Source organism: Streptococcus sp. 3.1, assembly GCF_016648915.1.
In the GTDB taxonomy this organism is placed as follows: Bacteria; Bacillota; Bacilli; order Lactobacillales; family Streptococcaceae; genus Streptococcus; species Streptococcus salivarius_E.
The window spans coordinates 1-18,084 of the sequence record NZ_JACLQV010000006.1; the positions used below are offsets into that span (position 1 = coordinate 1).

Sequence of the window (18,084 nt, forward strand, 5' to 3'; positions counted from 1 at the left end):
GTCCAATGGTTATTTCTATAAAGTATTAGATAGTTCAAATTATAATAAAAGTGTGGCATATAGAGGGTTAAATGAAAATTATTTAAATGAGTTACCTACAATCTCTCTAATTAAACCTCACGGCTCTATGAATTGGGAAAAAGACGAAAATAATCAGATTTTAATAAGAGCGTGTGCAGTCAATCACCCAGTTGTTGTTAGACCTACGGGACTTGAGGGACAGGAAACATATCTTAACAATCATTTTCATGATATGTTAAGAGTATTCCAACTAGAGCTAGATAAACCACAATCAGTATTAATTGTTGTAGGATTCTCGTTTCAAGATGATCATATTGCAAAGATGATAAGGAGAGCCTTAAAGAATCCAGAATTAATGATTTATATTTTTTGTTATGCTGATAGCGATTTCGATGTTATTAAGAAGAATTTATCTCTTGATAATATTCCTAGGAATCTTCAGATAGTGACCCCATCTGATTTTAAAGCCAGGGATAAGAACAATTTGCATACAAGTGGAAATTTTGATATTAATAGTCTGACAAAGTTACTGATTATTGAGGGTGAAGATGCAAAATGAATCGAGTTGTGAAAAAATTAGGTGTAATCGTAGGTGTTGATGGTGATATTTCTCAAGTTGGAATGTATCATTTATCTAATGATGCAGAATATCTATGGTATGGTGATGTGTTACAAGGAGCAAAAATCGGAGCATATCTGACAATTTTGCAGAATAATGTAAAAATTATCGCTTCTGTTGTTACTGAGAAAGTTGCTGATCAGCAAAATACAATTCGGAGTACAGAATTTGATAATCGTTTTTCAAAGAATTCGATAAATCGAATTGTTCATTTAAAAACTAAAGGTGTAATCGAAAATGGTGAATTCCAAGTCACAAGTCAATACGTGCCTATGATTGGTAATGAGGTATGTATTACTTCGAAAAAGGACTTAGAATTAATATATGGGATTAATGATGCAGAGCCGACAATTTCTATTGGCAAGTCAATATTGGAAGGTCAAGTTGTACCTTTATCGATTAATAAAATTTTTGCGTCCCATGTTGGTGTTTTTGGAAATACTGGTAGTGGTAAATCTAATACTTTGCATAAGTTATATCTAGAACTATTCCGGTCAGAGTATAAAGAGAAAATTTTAGAGTATTCAAAATTCTATGTTATTGATTTTAATGGTGAATATACTAAAAATGATAGTTTTGGTGTAATTAACCAAAAAAGAGTATTTGAAATTAATACTAAAAATCTAACATCGACTAAACTTCCGATAACCTCAGATTATTTATTTGATCCAGATATTTTGTCAATTCTATTCGGAGCGACTACCGCTACGCAAGTTCCTTTTTTAAGAAAATCGCTTAAAATTTGGAACGAAAGACAGTTCAATGGTGAGAGTATTGCACATTTTGTTGTAGGAACTTTGAAAAGGATTTTAACTACCGGGAATTCTGCAAGTCTAGATTCTAAAGATAATTGGATATCTATTGCAGAGAAGTACATTGATAATGATTTATTTGATGTTTTAAAAAGCAATTTGCATTATAATTACAATACAGAAGCTTATTACACGGTAGTTAATGGTACCAATAATTATATTATTAATCCCAATACACCAATTGCTGACTTTGAATTAAAGTATCTTAAAATTGATGAAATCGAGAGGGATTTAAAATTAAAATTTGACTCGTTATCAGAATTTGATAAATTAAAATTTCATCTTGATTTTCAAAAAGTACATCAATCAGCTTGGAAATCAACAAACTTAGAACATATTAATCCTTTGTTTCATAGAATTGATACAGCTTTAAATAGTTTGAAGAAAGTTGTTGAAGTCAAAGAGAGAATTGAAGGGGATTTTTCTAGTTTAAATATTATTAATCTCGTACATGCTAATCAGGAGATTACCAGATTAATTCCTATGCTTATCTCTAAGATGGTCTATGACCAACAGAAAACGAAAATAGCAGGAAACGATGTTACATGTACTAGTCATTTGATTATTGATGAAGCACATAATATTTTAAATGCTCAAAACCATTCTGTAGGAGATACTTGGCAGGACTACAGATTGAATATTTTTGAAGAAATCATTAAGGAAGGACGGAAATTTGGTTTCTACTTAACTTTATCAAGTCAACGACCAGCAGATATTTCACCTACTATTCTTTCACAAGTTCATAATTATTTCATCCATAGATTGGTTAATGATAATGATTTACGTATGCTGGTAAATACGATGCCTACGTTGGATAAAACATCCTTTAATAAAATTCCTAGTTTAGGCAAAGGTGAAGTTATAATTACAGGTAATGCAATTCAAGTTCCAGTATTTGTGAAAGTAGATAAAGAAGAAGTCATTAGACCGAATAGTGATGATGTAGTATTAACTAGATTATGGTCGAAAAGTGAGTGAACTGTTTCAAAGGTAATAATTATTACGAAAAATTACTGTGGGAGTAATCACTAATATTCATTATAAAGTAGCAAAAAACTATATAATTTAATTCAGAAGAGAGGGAAATGATGATAAGCCAGAGAAAAAACATACCTTTGGTAAGAGTTGAAGGGTTTGAGGGAGCATGGGAACTATGTACTTTAGGAGAACATATTGAAGATTATGTTGAAAAAACTACAGTTCAAAACCAATATCCAGTTTTAACTTCTTCTCAAAATAGGGGAATTGTAAGACAGGAAGATTATTTTGCAAATAGGCAAGTGACTACAGATAGTAATATTGGTTATTTTGTGCTACCGAAGGGTTTTTTCACATATCGGTCTAGAAGTGACAATGGTGTGTTTAAGTTCAATAGAAATGACATTGTAGAGAAAGGTATAATCAGTTACTTTTATCCAGTCTTTAGTATTGTAGAAGGTGACAGTGACTTTTATCTAAAACTTCTAAATACATCAATAACCAAGCAAGCAATGTTACAAGCCGAAGGGACAGGGCAAAAAGTGCTATCATTAAGAAAATTTAAATCAATAAAGGCATCAGTTCCATCCCTAGCCGAACAATCCGCCATTGGTTCCCTCTTCCGTACCCTCGACGACTTTCTGACTAGCTACAAGGACAATCTTGCCAACTACCAATCTCTTAAGGCTAATATGCTCTCCAAAATGTTTCCAAAAGCTGGAAAGACCGTTCCTGAGATACGTTTGGATCGATTCGAAGGAGAATGGGAAGAAAAGTGTATAGGGGAAATAGCTGATATTGTACGAGGTGCTTCTCCAAGACCAATACAAGATCCAAAATGGTTTGATTCAAATTCAGAAATTGGTTGGTTACGTATCTCTGATGTGACAAGTCAGAATGGTAGAATTCATAGTTTGGAACAAAAAATATCAAAATTAGGTCAAGAAAAAACAAGAGTTCTAACGGAACCTCATTTATTACTTAGTATTGCTGCGACTGTTGGAAAACCTGTTGTCAACTACGTTAAAACTGGTGTACATGATGGATTTTTAATTTTTATGAATCCAAAATTTGATAGAGAATTTATGTTTCAATGGCTAGAAATGTTTAGAAAAAAATGGAATCGATACGGTCAACCAGGAAGTCAAGTCAATCTCAATAGTGATATTGTAAAAAATCAAAAGATATTAATCCCTTGTATGGAAGAACAACAAGCCATTGGCTCTTATTTCTCAAACCTCGATAATCTTATCAACTCTCACCAAGAAAAAATTTCTCAGCTAGAAACTCTGAAAAAGAAACTCTTACAAGATATGTTTATCTAACCTTAAAAAATGATCCTTATCTGCAACCCTAAGCACAGCCTTTTTCGAATAGTATAAGTGAGCCCCTTTGATTCTTTCAAAGGGTGATTCTTAGTGCTTAATAACTTAAAAGTATTTACTTTTAATAACTTTAGAGTTATAATGAATTCGAAAAGAGGTCGCTTTGTGCACGCTATTTATTTTTATAAGGATAAACAGGGGAATCAACCGGTTCTGGACTACATGAGGGAGCTAGCTCGTCGCGATAGCAAGGACAGCCGGATTAAACTCAACAAGCTCAACGACTACATTGAACTGTTGAGCCAGCAGGGAACCCGTGCTGGCCAACCCTACATCAAGCATCTGGATGCGGAGATCTGGGAGTTGAGACCCTTGCGGGATCGGATTTTATTCGTGGCTTGGCTGGATGGGAGCTTTGTCTTACTGCATCATTTTGTCAAAAAGACGCAAAAGACACCCAGACGAGAGATCGAGAAAGCCAAGCGGGAGTTGCAAGATTTGAAGGAAAGAGGGCTAAGAGATGAAGAATAGTGCCATCGGTAGCAATTGGAAAGATGTGAGAGCAGAACTCTTCACCAAGGAAGAAATCCTGGAAAGTGATCTGCGGGTCGCGATTATGACTGAGCTGATCGAAGCTCGGCATGAAAAGGGCATTAGCCAAAAGAAACTAGAAGAACTCAGTGGGGTTAGTCAACCGGTCATCGCTCGGATGGAGACAGGAAAGACCAGTCCTCAATTGGACACGGTTTTGAAAGTCTTAGCCAGTCTGGGCAAGACCCTCGCTGTCGTCCCACTGGAACAAGAAAAGGTCTAAAAGAAATCAGAAAGAATTACTATGGAAACAACACAAACCTCCCAGTCGCTCTATCAAGCCCTATGGAACTCAGCGGATGTGCTCCGATCTAAGATGGATGCCAACGACTACAAGTCTTATCTCTTGGGCATGGTCTTTTACAAGTATTTGTCGGACAAGATGCTCTTTTTCGTGGCAGAGACCATGGAGGAAGAGACAGAAAGCTTGGAAGAGGCACTGGCAGTCTATCGTAAATACTACGAGGACGAGGAGACTCACGAAGACCTCTTGGCAGTCATCACTGATGAGATGAGCTATGCCATTCATCCTGACTTAACCTTTACGGCCTTGGTAGAGCGAGTGAATGATGGAAGTTTTCAGCTAGAGGACTTGGCCCAGGGCTTCCGTGATATTGAACAGAGTGACGAGCTCTATGAAAACCTTTTTGAAGATATCGATCTCTACTCTAAGAAACTTGGTGCGACTCCACAAAAGCAAAACCAGACTGTTGCGGCTGTGATGAAAGAGTTGGCTGTCTTAGATGTGGCAGGTCATGCTGGTGACATGCTTGGTGATGCTTACGAGTACTTGATTGGTCAGTTTGCGACGGATTCGGGTAAAAAAGCTGGTGAGTTCTATACACCGCAACCTGTTGCCAAACTCATGACCCAGATTGCCTTTTTAGGACGTGAGGATAAGCAAGGCTTTACCCTTTACGATGCGACTATGGGGTCAGGATCGCTCTTGCTTAATGCAAAACGCTATTCACGTCAACCACAGACAGTGGTTTACTTTGGTCAAGAGTTGAATACCTCAACCTATAACCTGGCACGTATGAACATGATTCTACATGGTGTGCCGATTGAAAATCAGTTTTTACACAACGCTGATACCTTGGATGAGGATTGGCCAACCCAAGAGCCGACTAACTTTGACGGTGTTCTCATGAATCCACCTTATTCAGCCAAGTGGTCTGCTAGCTCAGGATTCATGGATGATCCTCGATTCTCACCATTTGGGAAACTAGCACCTAAGTCTAAGGCTGATTTTGCCTTCCTCTTGCACGGCTACTATCACTTGAAACAAGACAATGGTGTCATGGCTATCGTTCTACCTCATGGGGTGCTCTTCCGTGGTAATGCTGAAGGGACTATTCGTAAGGCTTTGTTAGAAGAAGGAGCCATTGATACGGTTATCGGTCTGCCTGCTAATATTTTCTTTAACACCAGTATTCCAACGACGGTTATCATTCTCAAAAAGAACCGCACCAATCGTGATGTTTACTTTATCGATGCCTCTAAGGAGTTTGATAAGGGGAAAAATCAGAACATCATGACAGATGCCCATATTGAGAAGATTCTTGATGCTTATAAGAGCCGTGAGGATATGGACAAGTTCGCTCATCTGGCTAGCTTTGAAGAGATTGTGGAAAATGACTACAACCTTAATATTCCTCGCTATGTGGATACCTTTGAGGAAGAAGAAGTGGAGCCCTTGACCGAGATTGTGGCTAAGATTAATCAGACCAATTTGACGATCGAAAGTCAGACAGCATCCCTTCTTGATATGCTTGGTCAGCTTCATGGAACCACACCAGAAGCAGACGAAGAACTCAAAAAATTTGTCGAAGCATTTAAGGGGTAATTGCATCTTTCATTTACTTTTTCCGAATAATAGAAGTAGAGGGGCCAACCTTCTATTTTTTCTTAAGGAGAGGTAAATGGAAAAAAGACACAAGCATGTCTCACCGACCTTGGATATCATGGCTAAGAAGATTTTTAGTCTGCCTGAGGTGACGGTGGCTTTCATTCGAGATATTTTGGATTTGGATGTTGTGGATGCTCAGATTTTGGAGGGGACACAGCTTCATAAAAAGGACTTTGAGGAGGATGAGCTTTTCTCAACGTCAGTGGATGTTCGGGCTAAGTTGAATGATGGAACTGAGGTCATTATTGAAATTCAGGTGCGTAAGCAGCATTATTTTCTCAATCGTTTTCATTATTATTTGGCTAATCAGCTGGTGGAAAATGTGCAACAATTACGTCAACAAGGACAGACGCATAAGATGTATGAGCAGATGGAGCCAGTCTATGGCATAGCTATCTTGGAGAAGACCTTGTTGCCAGATGAGGAGTCCCCGATTAATACTTATTGGATGGCCAATAGTCGGACGGGCAATCCGTTAAATTCTTACTACAAGGATGGGAAACGGCAAAACCTTCTTCAGATTGCCTTTTTAGAGTTGGATAAGTATAATAAAGATAAGCATATCAGGGATGAAGGGCGGCAGTGGCTAGAGTTTTTTGGAAATCTCCCATTTTCCAAGGCACCTAGTCAAGCGGTCACGCATGCCGATTCATTACTGGATTCATCCAGCTGGACACAGGAGGAAAAGGCGATGATTGATGAACGCATACGTATTCAAGAAAATTATGACATGACTATGGAAACAGCTATCGATGAAGCACGTGAAGAAGGCATAGAGAAAGGGTTAGAGCAGGGACTAGAACAAGGCTTGGAGCGAGGTCGCCATGAGGGACAACTAGAACTGATTCGTAAGATGCTGTCAAAAGGTCTATCTCTAGAAGTTGTGTCAGATGTGACTGGTCTATCGCTTGAGGAACTAGAGGCTTTGTTATCGTAAGAGCCAACCGATAGGAGGAAAAGGCGATGATTGATGAACGCATACGAATTCAAGAAAATTATGACATGACTATGGAAACAGCTATTGATGAAGCGCATGAAGAAGGCTTGGAGCAAGGGTTAGAACGAGGCCGTCATGAGGGACAATTAGAACTGATTCGCAAGATGCTGTCAAAAGGCCTTTCACTAGAGGTAGTATCAGATGTGACTGGTCTATCGCTTGAGGAACTAGAGGCTATGTTATCCTAAATCCAGCTGGACACAGGAGGAAAAGGCGATGATTGATGAACGCATACGTATTCAAGAAAATTATGACATGACTATGGAAACAGCTATCGATGAAGCACGTGAAGAAGGCTTGGAACAAGGGTTAGAGCAAGGGTTGGAACGAGGCCGTCATGAGGGACAATTAGAACTGATTCGTAAGATGCTCTCAAAAGGCCTGTCACTAGAGGCAGTATCAGATGTTACTGGTTTATCGGTTGAAGAACTAGAGACATTGTTATCGTAAGAATCAGTTAGGAATAAATATTTATTTGAAAAGTCAGAGGCAGTTTTTGTCTCTTTTTTTATTTTTGGGTATTTAACATTTGTAATACTAAAACATTCGGAAAATAATACTTTGAATCGTAAAATTAAAAAAGACTGTCAAACGTTTGACAGAAATCTGAGAAAACAGATTTAAAACAATTTGATTGTTTTAGCCGATAGATCTTGCTAAATAAGGATTGGAGGGAAATTAGATGTTTGTCTTTCTTACACGTGAAAGAAATTACCTTTTTGTGCGACATTTTTAGACTATAATTTAGAAATGAATAACTGAACTTTCTAATATGACATTTTTGTTAAGGCCTTGTTAAAATGGATTACTTAGCCTTTTATTTTGTGTTCTCATGACTTATAATTTGTTTTGGTTTGTTTTGGATTAAAGAAACAACAGCATCATTAAGTACATCAAATATTTAAGAGTCTCTGTTTTTAGTTCGAGAATAGCTTAAAACTAAAATGGAGAGATTGTGAAAAAAAGTATCGGGAGAATTAACTTGTTTAGAGAAAGTAAAACAAAACCAAAGTACAGCATCCGAAAATATTCCATTGGGGCAGCATCGGCTTTGATTGGCTTCATGGCCCTTGCCAATGGGCAAGCAGTTCAGGCTGACGAGGCACAATCGATTAGTGACTTGACTGATGCTTCAAATCAAGCGCAGGCCCCTCAAGCGGTTTCAACAGCTCAGTTGGCGACTTCAGAGCTAGCATCAGAGAGTGTGCAAGCTTCTCAGCCTGCCAATATTATGCCGTCTCAACCTCAGGTAAGGACTGTTCAAGCAGCTGAGCAGACTCCGACCATCGATCAAGTGATTGAGACAGGCACCTCTCAAAATCAAGGAACGTCAGCAAATGTCTTAACCAATGCGACTGAGGGTCAAGGACAAGGCAAGGAGTATAACACAGATGCCTACGGTGCCAAAATGCCTTACACGACTCATGAAGCAGAAAATGCGACTATCGAAAATGGAGCTACAATCCAACAGTCAACTGACATGGAATCTACGGCCGTGGAAGCGACGAACCAAACTTATGTCGAGCTTCCTAAAAAAGATGCAGCAGTTACTTTCAATGTCACCGAGCCAGCCAATGCTTTGAATGTGCGTTATACAATACCTGATGGTGTATCAGGTCAGTTGGATGTGCAGGTTAATGGTTCAAGCGTTGGTAATCTTGATTTGTCATCTCACTCAGCATGGCAGTACCTTAAAGGTGACCACGAATATGATCAAGTCGTTGATGGATCAAGTGCACGCTTCCGTTTTGATGAGACACGTCTTCTCCTCAAGGACATCCAATTGAAATCTGGTGATAAGATTTCTTTGGTTAAGAAGAAAGATGACAATGTCACTTATGGTATTGATTTTATTGAGCTAGAACAGGCTCCAGCGCCAGTTGCCCAAGGTGAAAATAGCATCAGTATTGTGGATAAGGGTGCATCTGCCAATGATGATAGTGATGACACAGCTGCCCTACTTGCGGCTGTTGAGGAAGCTAAAGCTAGCGGAAAATCTGTCTATATTCCAGAGGGACGTTTCAATTTCGACAAACAAGTTAATATCGAAGCTGATAATCTAAAAATTTCAGGTGCTGGTGTTTGGCATACACAACTGCACTTTACAAGTGATAAACGCTATGGTGGTGGAATTGTCTTCGGTCATAATAGTAATGGTATTGAGTTGAGCAATCTTTATATGGATTCCAACTTGACCTCTCGTTATAACGAGGATGCACAGTACAAGGCTATTTCGGGAACACTTGGCAAGGATTCGAAAATTCATGACATCTGGGTTCAGCATTTTGAAGTTGGTATGTGGATTGGAGACTACGACCAGACGGGAAATATGAAGTATACGGACGGTCTTGTTATTGAAAACGCTCGTATCCGTAATAACTTGGCTGATGGTATTAACTTTGCTCAAGGAACCAAGAATTCAACGGTAAAAAACTCTAACATCCGTGGGAATGGTGATGATGGTTTGGCTATCTGGTCAAGTATTTCAGATGGGACAAATGCCGCAGCCGAGGAAAATAATAAATTCCTCAACAACACCATTGAATCAGGCTGGCGTGCGGCTGGTATCGGTATTTTTGGTGGTAAGGGTCATGAAATCTCAGGAAACCTCATCAAGGACGTCTTTGCTGGAGCAGGTATTCGTGTGAACACAGTCTTTGCAGGTCACAATTTTGACCTCAATGATTCTGGAATTAAGATTCATGACAATACCATTCTACGTTCAGGGACAACTAATGACCTCTATAACCTCCATCGTGGTGCGATTGATTTCCAACAAGTTCGTGGAACAATCAAGAATGTCGATGTCTACGATAATAAACTATTGAATACCTTGGCTGATCCAGTGATTACTAAAAACTTTGAGATGGGTGACAATGGTAATGGAGAAATCCGTATATCAAATAATACGATTGACAATAAGGCGACGATTGTTGGAGCTGTTTCAACAGTTTCTCCAACAAAGTCTGAGCCAAAGCCAGTCAATAATCCAGTCTCTGAGACTTCAGCATCAGAAACACCAAAGAGTGAAGCAGGATCAAGCACCCCAGTTTCCGAAGCATCAAACAGTGAAGTGGCATCTGAGACTTCAGCATCAGAAACACCGAAGAGTGAAGCAGGATCAAGTACCCCAGTTTCTGAAGCATCAACTAGTGAAGTGGTATCCGAGACTTCAGAATCAGAAACACCAAAGAGTGAAGCAGATTCAAGTACTCCAGTCTCTGAAGCATCCAATAGTGAAGTAGTTTCCGAAACTTCGGCATCAGAAACACCAAAGAGTGAGGAAAGCTCATCAGCCCCAGTTTCCGAAGCTTCAAACAGTGAAGTAATTTCCGAAACTTCAGCATCAGAAACACCAAAGAGTGAAGTGGGTTCAAGTACTCCAGTTTCTGAGACATCAACTAGTGAAGTAGTTTCTGAAACTTCAGCATCAGAAACACCAAATAGTGAGGCAAGTTCAAGCACTCCAGTTTCTGAAGTATCAAACAGTGAAGTAATTTCCGAGACTTCAGTTTCTGAAGCACCGAAGAGTGAAGCAAGTTCAAGCACTCCAGTTTCTGAAGCCTCAACTAGTGAAGTGATCTCCGAGACTTCAGTTTCAGAAACACCGAAAAGTGAGGCAAGTTCAAGCACTCCAGTTTCCGAAGCATCCAACAGTGAGGTGATTTCCGAGACTTCAGTTTCAGAAACACCAAAGAGTGAGGGAGGTTCAAGCACTCCAGTTTCTGAAGCATCTAACAGTGAAGTAGCTTCCGAGACTTCAGTTTCAGAAACACCAAAGAGTGAAGCAGGTTCAAGCACTCCAGTTTCCGAAGCATCTAACAGTGAGGTGGTTTCCGAGACTTCAGTATCAGAAACACCAAAGAGTGAGGAAGAATCAGTAGCTTCATCTACTAGTCAGGTTGACGTAGCAATTACTTCTGATAGCCCAGAGAAATCTCCAACTTCAGAAAGCACACAAAAAGATCCGATAAGTGAGGTTTCTTCAGAAGTTATTGAAAAAGGTTCAACAAGTCAGGTCGATGTCAAAGTTTCTGAATCTCCAACAACAGCACATACATCTGAAGTTGTCAGCATCGCACCAAATAGTCAGGTCGCTTATAAAAATGACCTAATAATTCCTGTAACAAGCAGTCAGCTCGCCTCAGAAGCTATTCGCTTTAATTCTCTTTTGAATGAGAAGTCTGTGGATGTGATTGCAAGTAAAGTTATGGCGGTTATGGCCTCTGAAACATTAGCCTCAGAAGCGGCATCACTTACAAGCTCTGAAGGTGTTGCCAAAGAGATTAGCAGTGATTTGTCAGAATTGGCGGAAAACCAGAAGGATGACACACCTAAGAATGTCGCCCGTATTGATAAAGCAACTGAGGCTAAACAGGTGGCCAAGAGTTCTGAAAGCCAAGCTAGCACTTCAAAAGAAAAAGGTAAGTCTAACACGACAACGGTCTTCCTTCTTGTCGGAGTTGCTGCGGCACTAAGTATATCTACAGTTTACCTTACAAAACAAGGTAAAAAAGCAGGTAAATAATAGGAAAGAAGCATCCAAGAAAATGGATGTTTTTTGTTTTTTAAGCAAGTTCTAAGATGGCTAATATCATTATTCTTTATTTTTAATCATCCACTTTGATTTGGTCCTGTATAATTAAAGTGATAAAAAATTAAGGAGTTAAGATAATGAAAGAAAAAAGAAATAGTAGGATTCGTTTATTTGCTCTTCTTGTTTTAGTATTTACTTTAGGTTTAGGATTTTCAATAGATACTAGCAAACAATCGTTGACTGTAAGCTCTCAAGTAGCTCAAGCGGATGAGAACAACGGTATATTAGCTTTTAATGGTCAAAAGCAGTTTGTCATGGAGGAAAAGGACCAGTTAGGACGTGCCCACAGTGCTCATATACAGTTACAAGATAAGGACGAGCCAAAGAATAAACGCCCCGGTAAAATAAAATATGATCCTGTAGGATGGCATAACTATAAGTTTTATTATGGTGATGGTAAATCAAAATCTTGGTTAATGAATCGAGGACATTTGATTGGCTATCAGTTTTCTGGTGTCAATGACGAGGGCAAGAATTTAGTACCTATGACTGCCTGGTTGAACTCTGGAAATTATAAAGGAACTGACGAAGGTAATCAGTCAGGCATGCTTTATTACGAGAATCGCTTGGATAACTGGCTGGCACTCCACCCTAACTATTGGTTAGATTATAAGGTAACAGCTATCTACAGTGGAGACGAGTTGTTGCCTCGTCAAGTGGAACTTCAGTATGTTGGTATCGATAGTTCTGGAAATCTCTTGGAAATTAAACTTGGTGGAGATAAGGAGACTCTTGATAGTCAGGGAGTTACACATGTTGTCTTAGATAACCAATCACCAAATGCAGAAATCAATTATGCAGATGGGACAGCAACAAATACGGTAACTGAATTTACTGAAGCACCATCTGAGCCTAGTTCTGAGAGTTCACAGGTGACTGAACAACCAAGTTCTGAACCAGAGCCTGTGCAACCTATACAAGAAGAGAATAGAACAGTTTATGTGGCGCGTCATGGAACAGCAGATGTTTATTGGTATGACATCAATAGTATGCCTAGCAACACCAACAAAGCAAATGTCGTTACTATGACAGAAGCAGATGCCCTAGCCCAAGGCAAACGACACACGTCTAAAGAGTAATAAAAAAAAGCTGGACAAGATGTCCAGTTTTTTTGTAAAACGACTCACATTTTACCACTTTTATCTGAAAATTTGATATACTGAGACTATCAAAATACTTGTAAGAGAAGTCGTACCGACTCTTTTTAAGTATAAGAAAGGAAACTAAATATGATTTGGATTATTATTGCCATTATTGTTGTTCTTGTGATTTTTGTTATTGCAAGTTATAACGGCTTGGTTAAAAGCCGTATGCAAACCAAGGAGGCATGGAGTCAAATTGATGTTCAATTGAAACGTCGTAATGATCTCCTTCCTAACTTGATTGAAACAGTTAAAGGTTACGCTAAATATGAAGGTTCAACGCTTGAAAAAGTAGCAGAACTTCGTAATCAAGTTGCAGCTGCGACTTCTCCTGCAGAAGCTATGCGTGCCAGTGATGAATTGACTCGTCAGGTTTCTGGAATCTTTGCGGTAGCTGAAAGTTACCCTGATCTTAAGGCTAGTGCCAACTTCAGCCAGCTTCAAGAAGAGTTGACGAACACTGAAAATAAAATTGCCTATTCGCGCCAACTTTATAACAGTGTGACAAGTAACTACAATGTGAAATTGGAAACCTTCCCAAGCAATGTTATTGCTAAAATGTTTAGCTTTAAGGCTGCTGAATTCCTTGAAACACCAGAAGAAGAAAAAGCTGTTCCTAAGGTTGATTTCAGTGGACTAGGTAACTAATATGTTATTTGATCAGATTGCTCGAAATAAGAGAAAGACTTGGCTTTTGCTCCTGGTCTTTTTCCTCTTGTTGGGCCTTGTTGGTTACGGTGTCGGCTATCTTTGGTTAGGTTCAGGCTTCGGTGGTCTGATTCTTGCTCTAGTTATCGGTTTTATCTATGCCGTTACCATGATTTTCCAATCAACCAATGTCGTTATGGCTATGAATGGTGCACGAGAGGTTGACGAACAAACCGCTCCGAACCTTTATCATGTTGTTGAGGATATGGCTATGGTGGCACAAATACCGATGCCACGTGTCTTTATTGTCGATGATCCTTCAATGAACGCTTTTGCGACTGGATCAAGCCCTAAAAATGCTGCTGTAGCTGCTACAACAGGTCTTCTTGCGGTTATGAATCGTGAGGAACTTGAAGGAGTTATTGGACATGAAGTGAGTCATATTCGCAACTACGATATCCGAATCTCTACCATAGCAGTTGCCTTAGCATCTGCCATTACCATGCTAGCTGGGATGGCTCGTAATATGATGTTCTGGGGTGGAGGGCGTCGTAGAAATGATGATGACCGTAATGGAAGTAGCGGTTTGGAAATTATTCTTCTCATTATTTCTTTGATTGCCATTATTCTGGCGCCTTTGGCAGCTACCTTGGTTCAGTTGGCTATTTCACGCCAGCGTGAATTTTTAGCTGATGCTTCTAGCGTCGAATTGACACGTAACCCACAAGGTATGATTAACGCTCTGCTCAAACTTGATAATAGTGCGCCAATGCAACATCATGTGGATGATGCTAGCGCAGCCCTCTTTATCAATGACCCTAAAAAAGAATCTGGTTTGCAGAAGCTCTTTTATACCCACCCCCCAATTTCAGAACGGGTGGAACGCTTGAAACAAATGTAAAAAAAGTGAGGCTGATGACACTTCTAAGTGTGTTCATCAGCCTCGCTTTTTTAGTTTGATTCAATATAAAGGTTGCTAGCAACAGTTTCTGGAATTTGAATTTCTTTTCCATCAATATTCAGGCGGTATAGTAGTGTAAAAGGGTCAAAGCCTTCAAAGGTAAAAGGTGTTCCAATTTTAAGACCGACAGTCTTCAAATAATGGAGTAGATCAATTTGATCTTGAACTCGACGAAGGACATAGTCTCCAGGAGCAAGGTCTTGTGTAAAAGTCTGGTTGTAGATTTCCTCTATGAGCTGACCTGATTTAGGAATCTGCCCACCGTGTGGACAGGTTTGAGGGTAATTGAGTAGGCGGTCAAGGGCATTGATAAAGTGATCAGAGACAGTATGCTCTAAAATTTCTGCCTCTTGATGAATTTGATCACAAGTGTATTGCAAGTGGTCCACCAAAAAGGCTTCGATGAGGCGATGTTTCCGATAGAGTTCAGCAACGTTGATTGTACCTGTTTCCGTTAGGAGGTAGCCCTTGGCTTTATCTTTGATGATAAGGCCTTCTGAAATCAATTTCTTAATCATTTCTGTCACAGCAGGTGGAGACACCTGCATGCGGTTCGCAATTTCCTTATTACTAATTTTGCCTTCTTCAGTACCAATCTCATAGATACATTTGAGGTAGTCTTCTTTATTAGGTGTCATGTCTCTTCCTTTGAAAATAGTCTCATCTTAGTATAACAGATTTATCAGAAGAATACAGAAGATATCTTAGATAAGATTTTTACTGATTCAAGCCTTGGGTGATTTTATCCAGATTATATTTCATCATGTTGTAGTAGCTGTCACCGTTTTGCCCTTTTTCAGCAATAGAATCTGTAAAGATCTTTGCATAGATAGGAATATTGGTATCCTTAGATACTGTTTTCATAGGGCGTTCATCGACACTAGATTCGACAAAGAGAGCTGGTACCTTTGTTTGACGTAGTTTTTCCACGAGTGTTTTGATTTGGTCTGGTGTGCCTTCTTCTTCTGTATTGATTTCCCAGATGTAGGCAGATGGTACGCCATAGGCTTTTGAGAAGTATTTGAAGCATCCTTCACTAGTGACAATCAGTTTTTTCTCATCGGGAATCTTGTTAAATGTTTCTTTAGCTTCTTGGTCCAGTTTACTAAGTTTGTCAGTATAAGATTTTAGATTCTTTTCGTAGTAGGTCTTGTTTTTAGGGTCCTTAGCAATCAGTTGCTTGGCAATATTTTGAGCATAAATAATCCCATTTTCCAGATTAAGCCAAGCGTGGGGATCTTCCTTACCTTTTTCTGATTGACCTTCAAGGTAAATTACCTTAACACCATCACTAACTGCAAAATAATCTTTATTTTCTGTCTTATGAGCATTCTTGACTAACTTAGTAAACCAAGCATTTCCACCAGTTTCTAAATTGATACCGTTGTAAAAAATCAAGTCAGCTTGCGATGTCTTCTTTACATCATCAGGAAGGGGTTCGTATTCGTGAGGATCCTTACCAACGGGGACAATACTGTGGAGAGTGATTTTATCTCCGGCAATATTTTTGGTGATATCAGCAATAATGGAATTGGTCGTAACGACTCGTAATTTATCCTTGTTACTGCCTTGTTTATTGGTACAAGCTGTTAGAGTAACTACCGCTAAAAGTAGTAGTACTATTGTTGATAGTATTTTTTTCATATTATTTTCATCCTATTTTTTATTGTTTAGAAGTTTTATTCATGCCACTTTGTTTTGGGGCGATGAAAAAGCTGATGAGAAAGAGTAGAGCAGACGTTAATACAATGCTCGAACCAGCTGCAATATTAAAACTATAGCCGATAAAAAGACCTAGAACAGATGCCAGAGCCCCCAATCCTGATGAGAGAAGAATCATTGTTTTTAGGCTATGAACATAAAGGTAGGCAGTGGCAGCCGGTGTAATTAAAAGTGCCACAATAAGAATAGTGCCAACACTCTGCATGGCAGTTACAGAAACCAAAGTTAGAATAACCATAAGTAAGTAGTGGTAGAAGGTGACCTTAACTCCCATAGACTTGGCCAAAATTGGATCAAAGGATGTTAGGAGTAGAGGGCGAAAGAAGATTGTAATAGTTGCTAGTACGAGAAGTGAAACGATAATCGTTATCCACATATCCATGTCTTGTACAGCTAGAATATTCCCGAAGAGAATATGAAAGAGATCTGTGGAACTATTAGCAACACCGATGAGAATAATACCGAGAGCTAGAAAGCTCGAAAAGGTAATCCCAATTGCTGTGTCACTCTTAATAATGGAATTGCTTTTGATATAGGTAATCATTGTAGAAGCTAAAAGTCCAAAGATGATAGCTCCTATGAAAAAGTTAATACCCAAGATAAAGGAAATGGCTACCCCAGGTAGAACCGCATGTGAAATTGCATCACCCATAAGTGACATACCTCTTAGAATAATAAAACAACCAACAGCACCCCCGACAATTCCAATAACTAAAGCCGTTATAAGAGCATTTTGTAAGAAGTGGAAATTTAGCAAACCATCAATAAATTCAGAAATCATTTACATCTCCTTTATAAAATAAACTGTTACCGTAGGTTTTACGGAGATTATCCTCATTAAAAACAAGATTAGTAGGCCCACTAGCAATCAGTTTACGATTTAGGAGGATAACTTGGTCAAAATAATGAGGAACTTTGCTCAAATCATGGTGGACAATAAGAATAAGCTTACCTTTGTCCCTAAGTTCTCTCAAGGTGTTCATGATAATATCTTCGCTAACAGAGTCAATCCCTACAAAGGGTTCATCTAATAAAATAATATCAGCCTCTTGTACAAGACAACGAGCGATTAGAACACGTTGAAATTGGCCTCCTGATAATTGGCTTATTTGTCGATGGGCCAAATCATTTAGACCAAGTAGTGTTAAAGCATCTGTGACCTTAGACCAATCACTCTTAGATAGACGTTTAAAGAACTTGGTTTTGGGATAGAGTCCTAGAGAGATGCATTCTCTGACAGTAATCGGAAAGTTAAAATCAATATCAGCCTTCTGTGCAACATAGGAAATACGATTCAATTGCTGACGAATCGGTTGTTTATTGAAAAGGATTTTTCCAGAGTGAGGAATAATACCAATTAATGCTTTAATTAGAGTTGATTTACCAGCACCATTTGGTCCAATAATTCCAGTAATACTAGGTCCCTCCAAGTTTAAGGTGATATTATCCAGAGCTAATGTCTGTTGGTAAGACACATTAATATTTTCAATTTGAATCATTAGCTACCTCCTTGAGTTTAATATACTTTAAAACAAAAATTAAGTCAAGTTAACTTTTATAATTAATTGAACTTAATTATTTACTGTTATCAAGATGACAGAGGATAGTGAATGAGAGAACACTTTTTATATCAAATATTCAGCCTGCTCAAACTGTTTGATATTTGGGAGAGGCAACAAGGAATGTTATTTTCTACAATTTGTACGATCTTACTCTGTATTTCAAGAAATCTTTAGTTTTTATTTTGAAAAACTAGTCATAT

General features: G+C 38.8%; 15 protein-coding genes and 2 pseudogenes. 13 read left to right on the forward strand and 4 right to left on the reverse strand.

Translation table 11 applies throughout. The annotated features are described in order from the left end of the window. From H7U02_RS04860 to htpX, 13 genes and pseudogenes are all read left to right on the forward strand, one after another. A partial coding sequence (locus tag H7U02_RS04860; RefSeq protein WP_201042889.1) for an SIR2 family protein occupies window positions 1-580 on the forward strand: 580 nt, incomplete at its 5' end. Further along, entirely contained in the window at window positions 577-2,430 is a 1,854-nt protein-coding gene (locus H7U02_RS04865; RefSeq protein ID WP_195950488.1) for an ATP-binding protein, read from the forward strand. The genes H7U02_RS04860 and H7U02_RS04865, both read left to right, overlap by 4 nt. Before the next feature lie 107 nt (window positions 2,431-2,537). Further along, window positions 2,538-3,755 carry a restriction endonuclease subunit S gene (locus tag H7U02_RS04870; protein WP_260318418.1) on the forward strand — a complete coding sequence of 406 codons (1,218 nt, stop codon included), beginning with the start codon at window positions 2,538-2,540 and terminating at the stop codon, window positions 3,753-3,755. 165 nt (window positions 3,756-3,920) lie between these two features. Beyond that, a complete protein-coding gene (locus H7U02_RS04875; protein ID WP_073685896.1) occupies window positions 3,921-4,286 on the forward strand; it encodes a type II toxin-antitoxin system RelE/ParE family toxin in 366 nt (121 codons plus the stop codon). Continuing rightward, window positions 4,276-4,569: a helix-turn-helix domain-containing protein gene (locus H7U02_RS04880; protein ID WP_021144391.1), complete on the forward strand. Its 294-nt coding sequence runs from the start codon at window positions 4,276-4,278 to the stop codon at window positions 4,567-4,569. Before H7U02_RS04875 ends, H7U02_RS04880 begins: the two co-directional genes overlap by 11 nt. A 21-nt stretch (window positions 4,570-4,590) precedes the next feature. Continuing rightward, the gene (locus H7U02_RS04885) at window positions 4,591-6,192 is read left to right on the forward strand and encodes a type I restriction-modification system subunit M (RefSeq protein WP_107372879.1); all 1,602 of its coding nucleotides are present in this window, start codon (window positions 4,591-4,593) and stop codon (window positions 6,190-6,192) included. Between the two features lie 76 nt (window positions 6,193-6,268). Then, entirely contained in the window at window positions 6,269-7,192 is a 924-nt protein-coding gene (locus tag H7U02_RS04890) for an Rpn family recombination-promoting nuclease/putative transposase (RefSeq protein ID WP_201042892.1), read from the forward strand. Window positions 7,193-7,206: 14 nt separating this feature from the next. Next, window positions 7,207-7,440 (forward strand): annotated as a pseudogene (locus H7U02_RS04895) (hypothetical protein); the annotation flags it as partial. 1 nt (window position 7,441) lies between these two features. Continuing rightward, a pseudogene (locus tag H7U02_RS04900) lies at window positions 7,442-7,702 on the forward strand (hypothetical protein); the annotation flags it as partial. A 505-nt stretch (window positions 7,703-8,207) separates the two neighbouring features. Further along, window positions 8,208-11,780, forward strand: coding sequence for a YSIRK-type signal peptide-containing protein (locus H7U02_RS04905; RefSeq protein WP_311633147.1), 3,573 nt, complete (start codon window positions 8,208-8,210; stop codon window positions 11,778-11,780). A 146-nt stretch (window positions 11,781-11,926) separates the two neighbouring features. Beyond that, window positions 11,927-12,928 (forward strand): DNA/RNA non-specific endonuclease, encoded by a 1,002-nt coding sequence (locus tag H7U02_RS04910; RefSeq protein WP_201042896.1) that lies wholly within the window; start codon window positions 11,927-11,929, stop codon window positions 12,926-12,928. A 150-nt stretch (window positions 12,929-13,078) separates the two neighbouring features. After that, complete coding sequence (locus tag H7U02_RS04915) at window positions 13,079-13,639, forward strand: LemA family protein (protein ID WP_002884070.1); 561 nt, start codon at window positions 13,079-13,081, stop codon at window positions 13,637-13,639. A 1-nt stretch (window position 13,640) separates the two neighbouring features. Beyond that, window positions 13,641-14,540 carry a zinc metalloprotease HtpX gene (htpX, locus tag H7U02_RS04920; RefSeq protein ID WP_002890638.1) on the forward strand — a complete coding sequence of 300 codons (900 nt, stop codon included), beginning with the start codon at window positions 13,641-13,643 and terminating at the stop codon, window positions 14,538-14,540. A gap of 50 nt (window positions 14,541-14,590) precedes the next feature. On the opposite strand, the gene H7U02_RS04925 is transcribed toward htpX, so the two are convergent. The 4 genes from H7U02_RS04925 to H7U02_RS04940 all read right to left on the reverse strand — a co-directional run bounded on the left by H7U02_RS04925 (window position 14,591) and on the right by H7U02_RS04940 (window position 17,821). Then, window positions 14,591-15,238 carry a metal-dependent transcriptional regulator gene (locus H7U02_RS04925; protein WP_201042897.1) on the reverse strand — a complete coding sequence of 216 codons (648 nt, stop codon included), beginning with the start codon at window positions 15,236-15,238 and terminating at the stop codon, window positions 14,591-14,593. A 79-nt stretch (window positions 15,239-15,317) separates the two neighbouring features. Next, window positions 15,318-16,244: a metal ABC transporter substrate-binding protein gene (locus H7U02_RS04930; protein WP_037600444.1), complete on the reverse strand. Its 927-nt coding sequence runs from the start codon at window positions 16,242-16,244 to the stop codon at window positions 15,318-15,320. A gap of 19 nt (window positions 16,245-16,263) precedes the next feature. Then, window positions 16,264-17,103: a metal ABC transporter permease gene (locus H7U02_RS04935; RefSeq protein ID WP_002884063.1), complete on the reverse strand. Its 840-nt coding sequence runs from the start codon at window positions 17,101-17,103 to the stop codon at window positions 16,264-16,266. Further along, window positions 17,093-17,821: a metal ABC transporter ATP-binding protein gene (locus H7U02_RS04940; protein WP_002890643.1), complete on the reverse strand. Its 729-nt coding sequence runs from the start codon at window positions 17,819-17,821 to the stop codon at window positions 17,093-17,095. Before H7U02_RS04940 ends, H7U02_RS04935 begins: the two co-directional genes overlap by 11 nt. Between the last annotated feature and the right edge of the window lie 263 nt (window positions 17,822-18,084).

Excerpts from the sequence above, each read along its gene's own strand:
- H7U02_RS04885 (WP_107372879.1), top strand. The coding sequence starts at position 4,591 with ATGGAAACAACACAAACCTCCCAGTCGCTCTATCAAGCCCTATGGAAC.
- htpX (WP_002890638.1), top strand. The coding sequence starts at position 13,641 with ATGTTATTTGATCAGATTGCTCGAAATAAGAGAAAGACTTGGCTTTTG.
- H7U02_RS04890 (WP_201042892.1), top strand. The coding sequence starts at position 6,269 with ATGGAAAAAAGACACAAGCATGTCTCACCGACCTTGGATATCATGGCT.
- H7U02_RS04910 (WP_201042896.1), top strand. The coding sequence starts at position 11,927 with ATGAAAGAAAAAAGAAATAGTAGGATTCGTTTATTTGCTCTTCTTGTT.
- H7U02_RS04865 (WP_195950488.1), top strand. The coding sequence starts at position 577 with ATGAATCGAGTTGTGAAAAAATTAGGTGTAATCGTAGGTGTTGATGGT.
- H7U02_RS04870 (WP_260318418.1), top strand. The coding sequence starts at position 2,538 with ATGATGATAAGCCAGAGAAAAAACATACCTTTGGTAAGAGTTGAAGGG.
- H7U02_RS04915 (WP_002884070.1), top strand. The coding sequence starts at position 13,079 with ATGATTTGGATTATTATTGCCATTATTGTTGTTCTTGTGATTTTTGTT.
- H7U02_RS04930 (WP_037600444.1), bottom strand. The coding sequence starts at position 16,244 with ATGAAAAAAATACTATCAACAATAGTACTACTACTTTTAGCGGTAGTT.
- H7U02_RS04940 (WP_002890643.1), bottom strand. The coding sequence starts at position 17,821 with ATGATTCAAATTGAAAATATTAATGTGTCTTACCAACAGACATTAGCT.
- H7U02_RS04925 (WP_201042897.1), bottom strand. The coding sequence starts at position 15,238 with ATGACACCTAATAAAGAAGACTACCTCAAATGTATCTATGAGATTGGT.
- H7U02_RS04935 (WP_002884063.1), bottom strand. The coding sequence starts at position 17,103 with ATGATTTCTGAATTTATTGATGGTTTGCTAAATTTCCACTTCTTACAA.
- H7U02_RS04880 (WP_021144391.1), top strand. The coding sequence starts at position 4,276 with ATGAAGAATAGTGCCATCGGTAGCAATTGGAAAGATGTGAGAGCAGAA.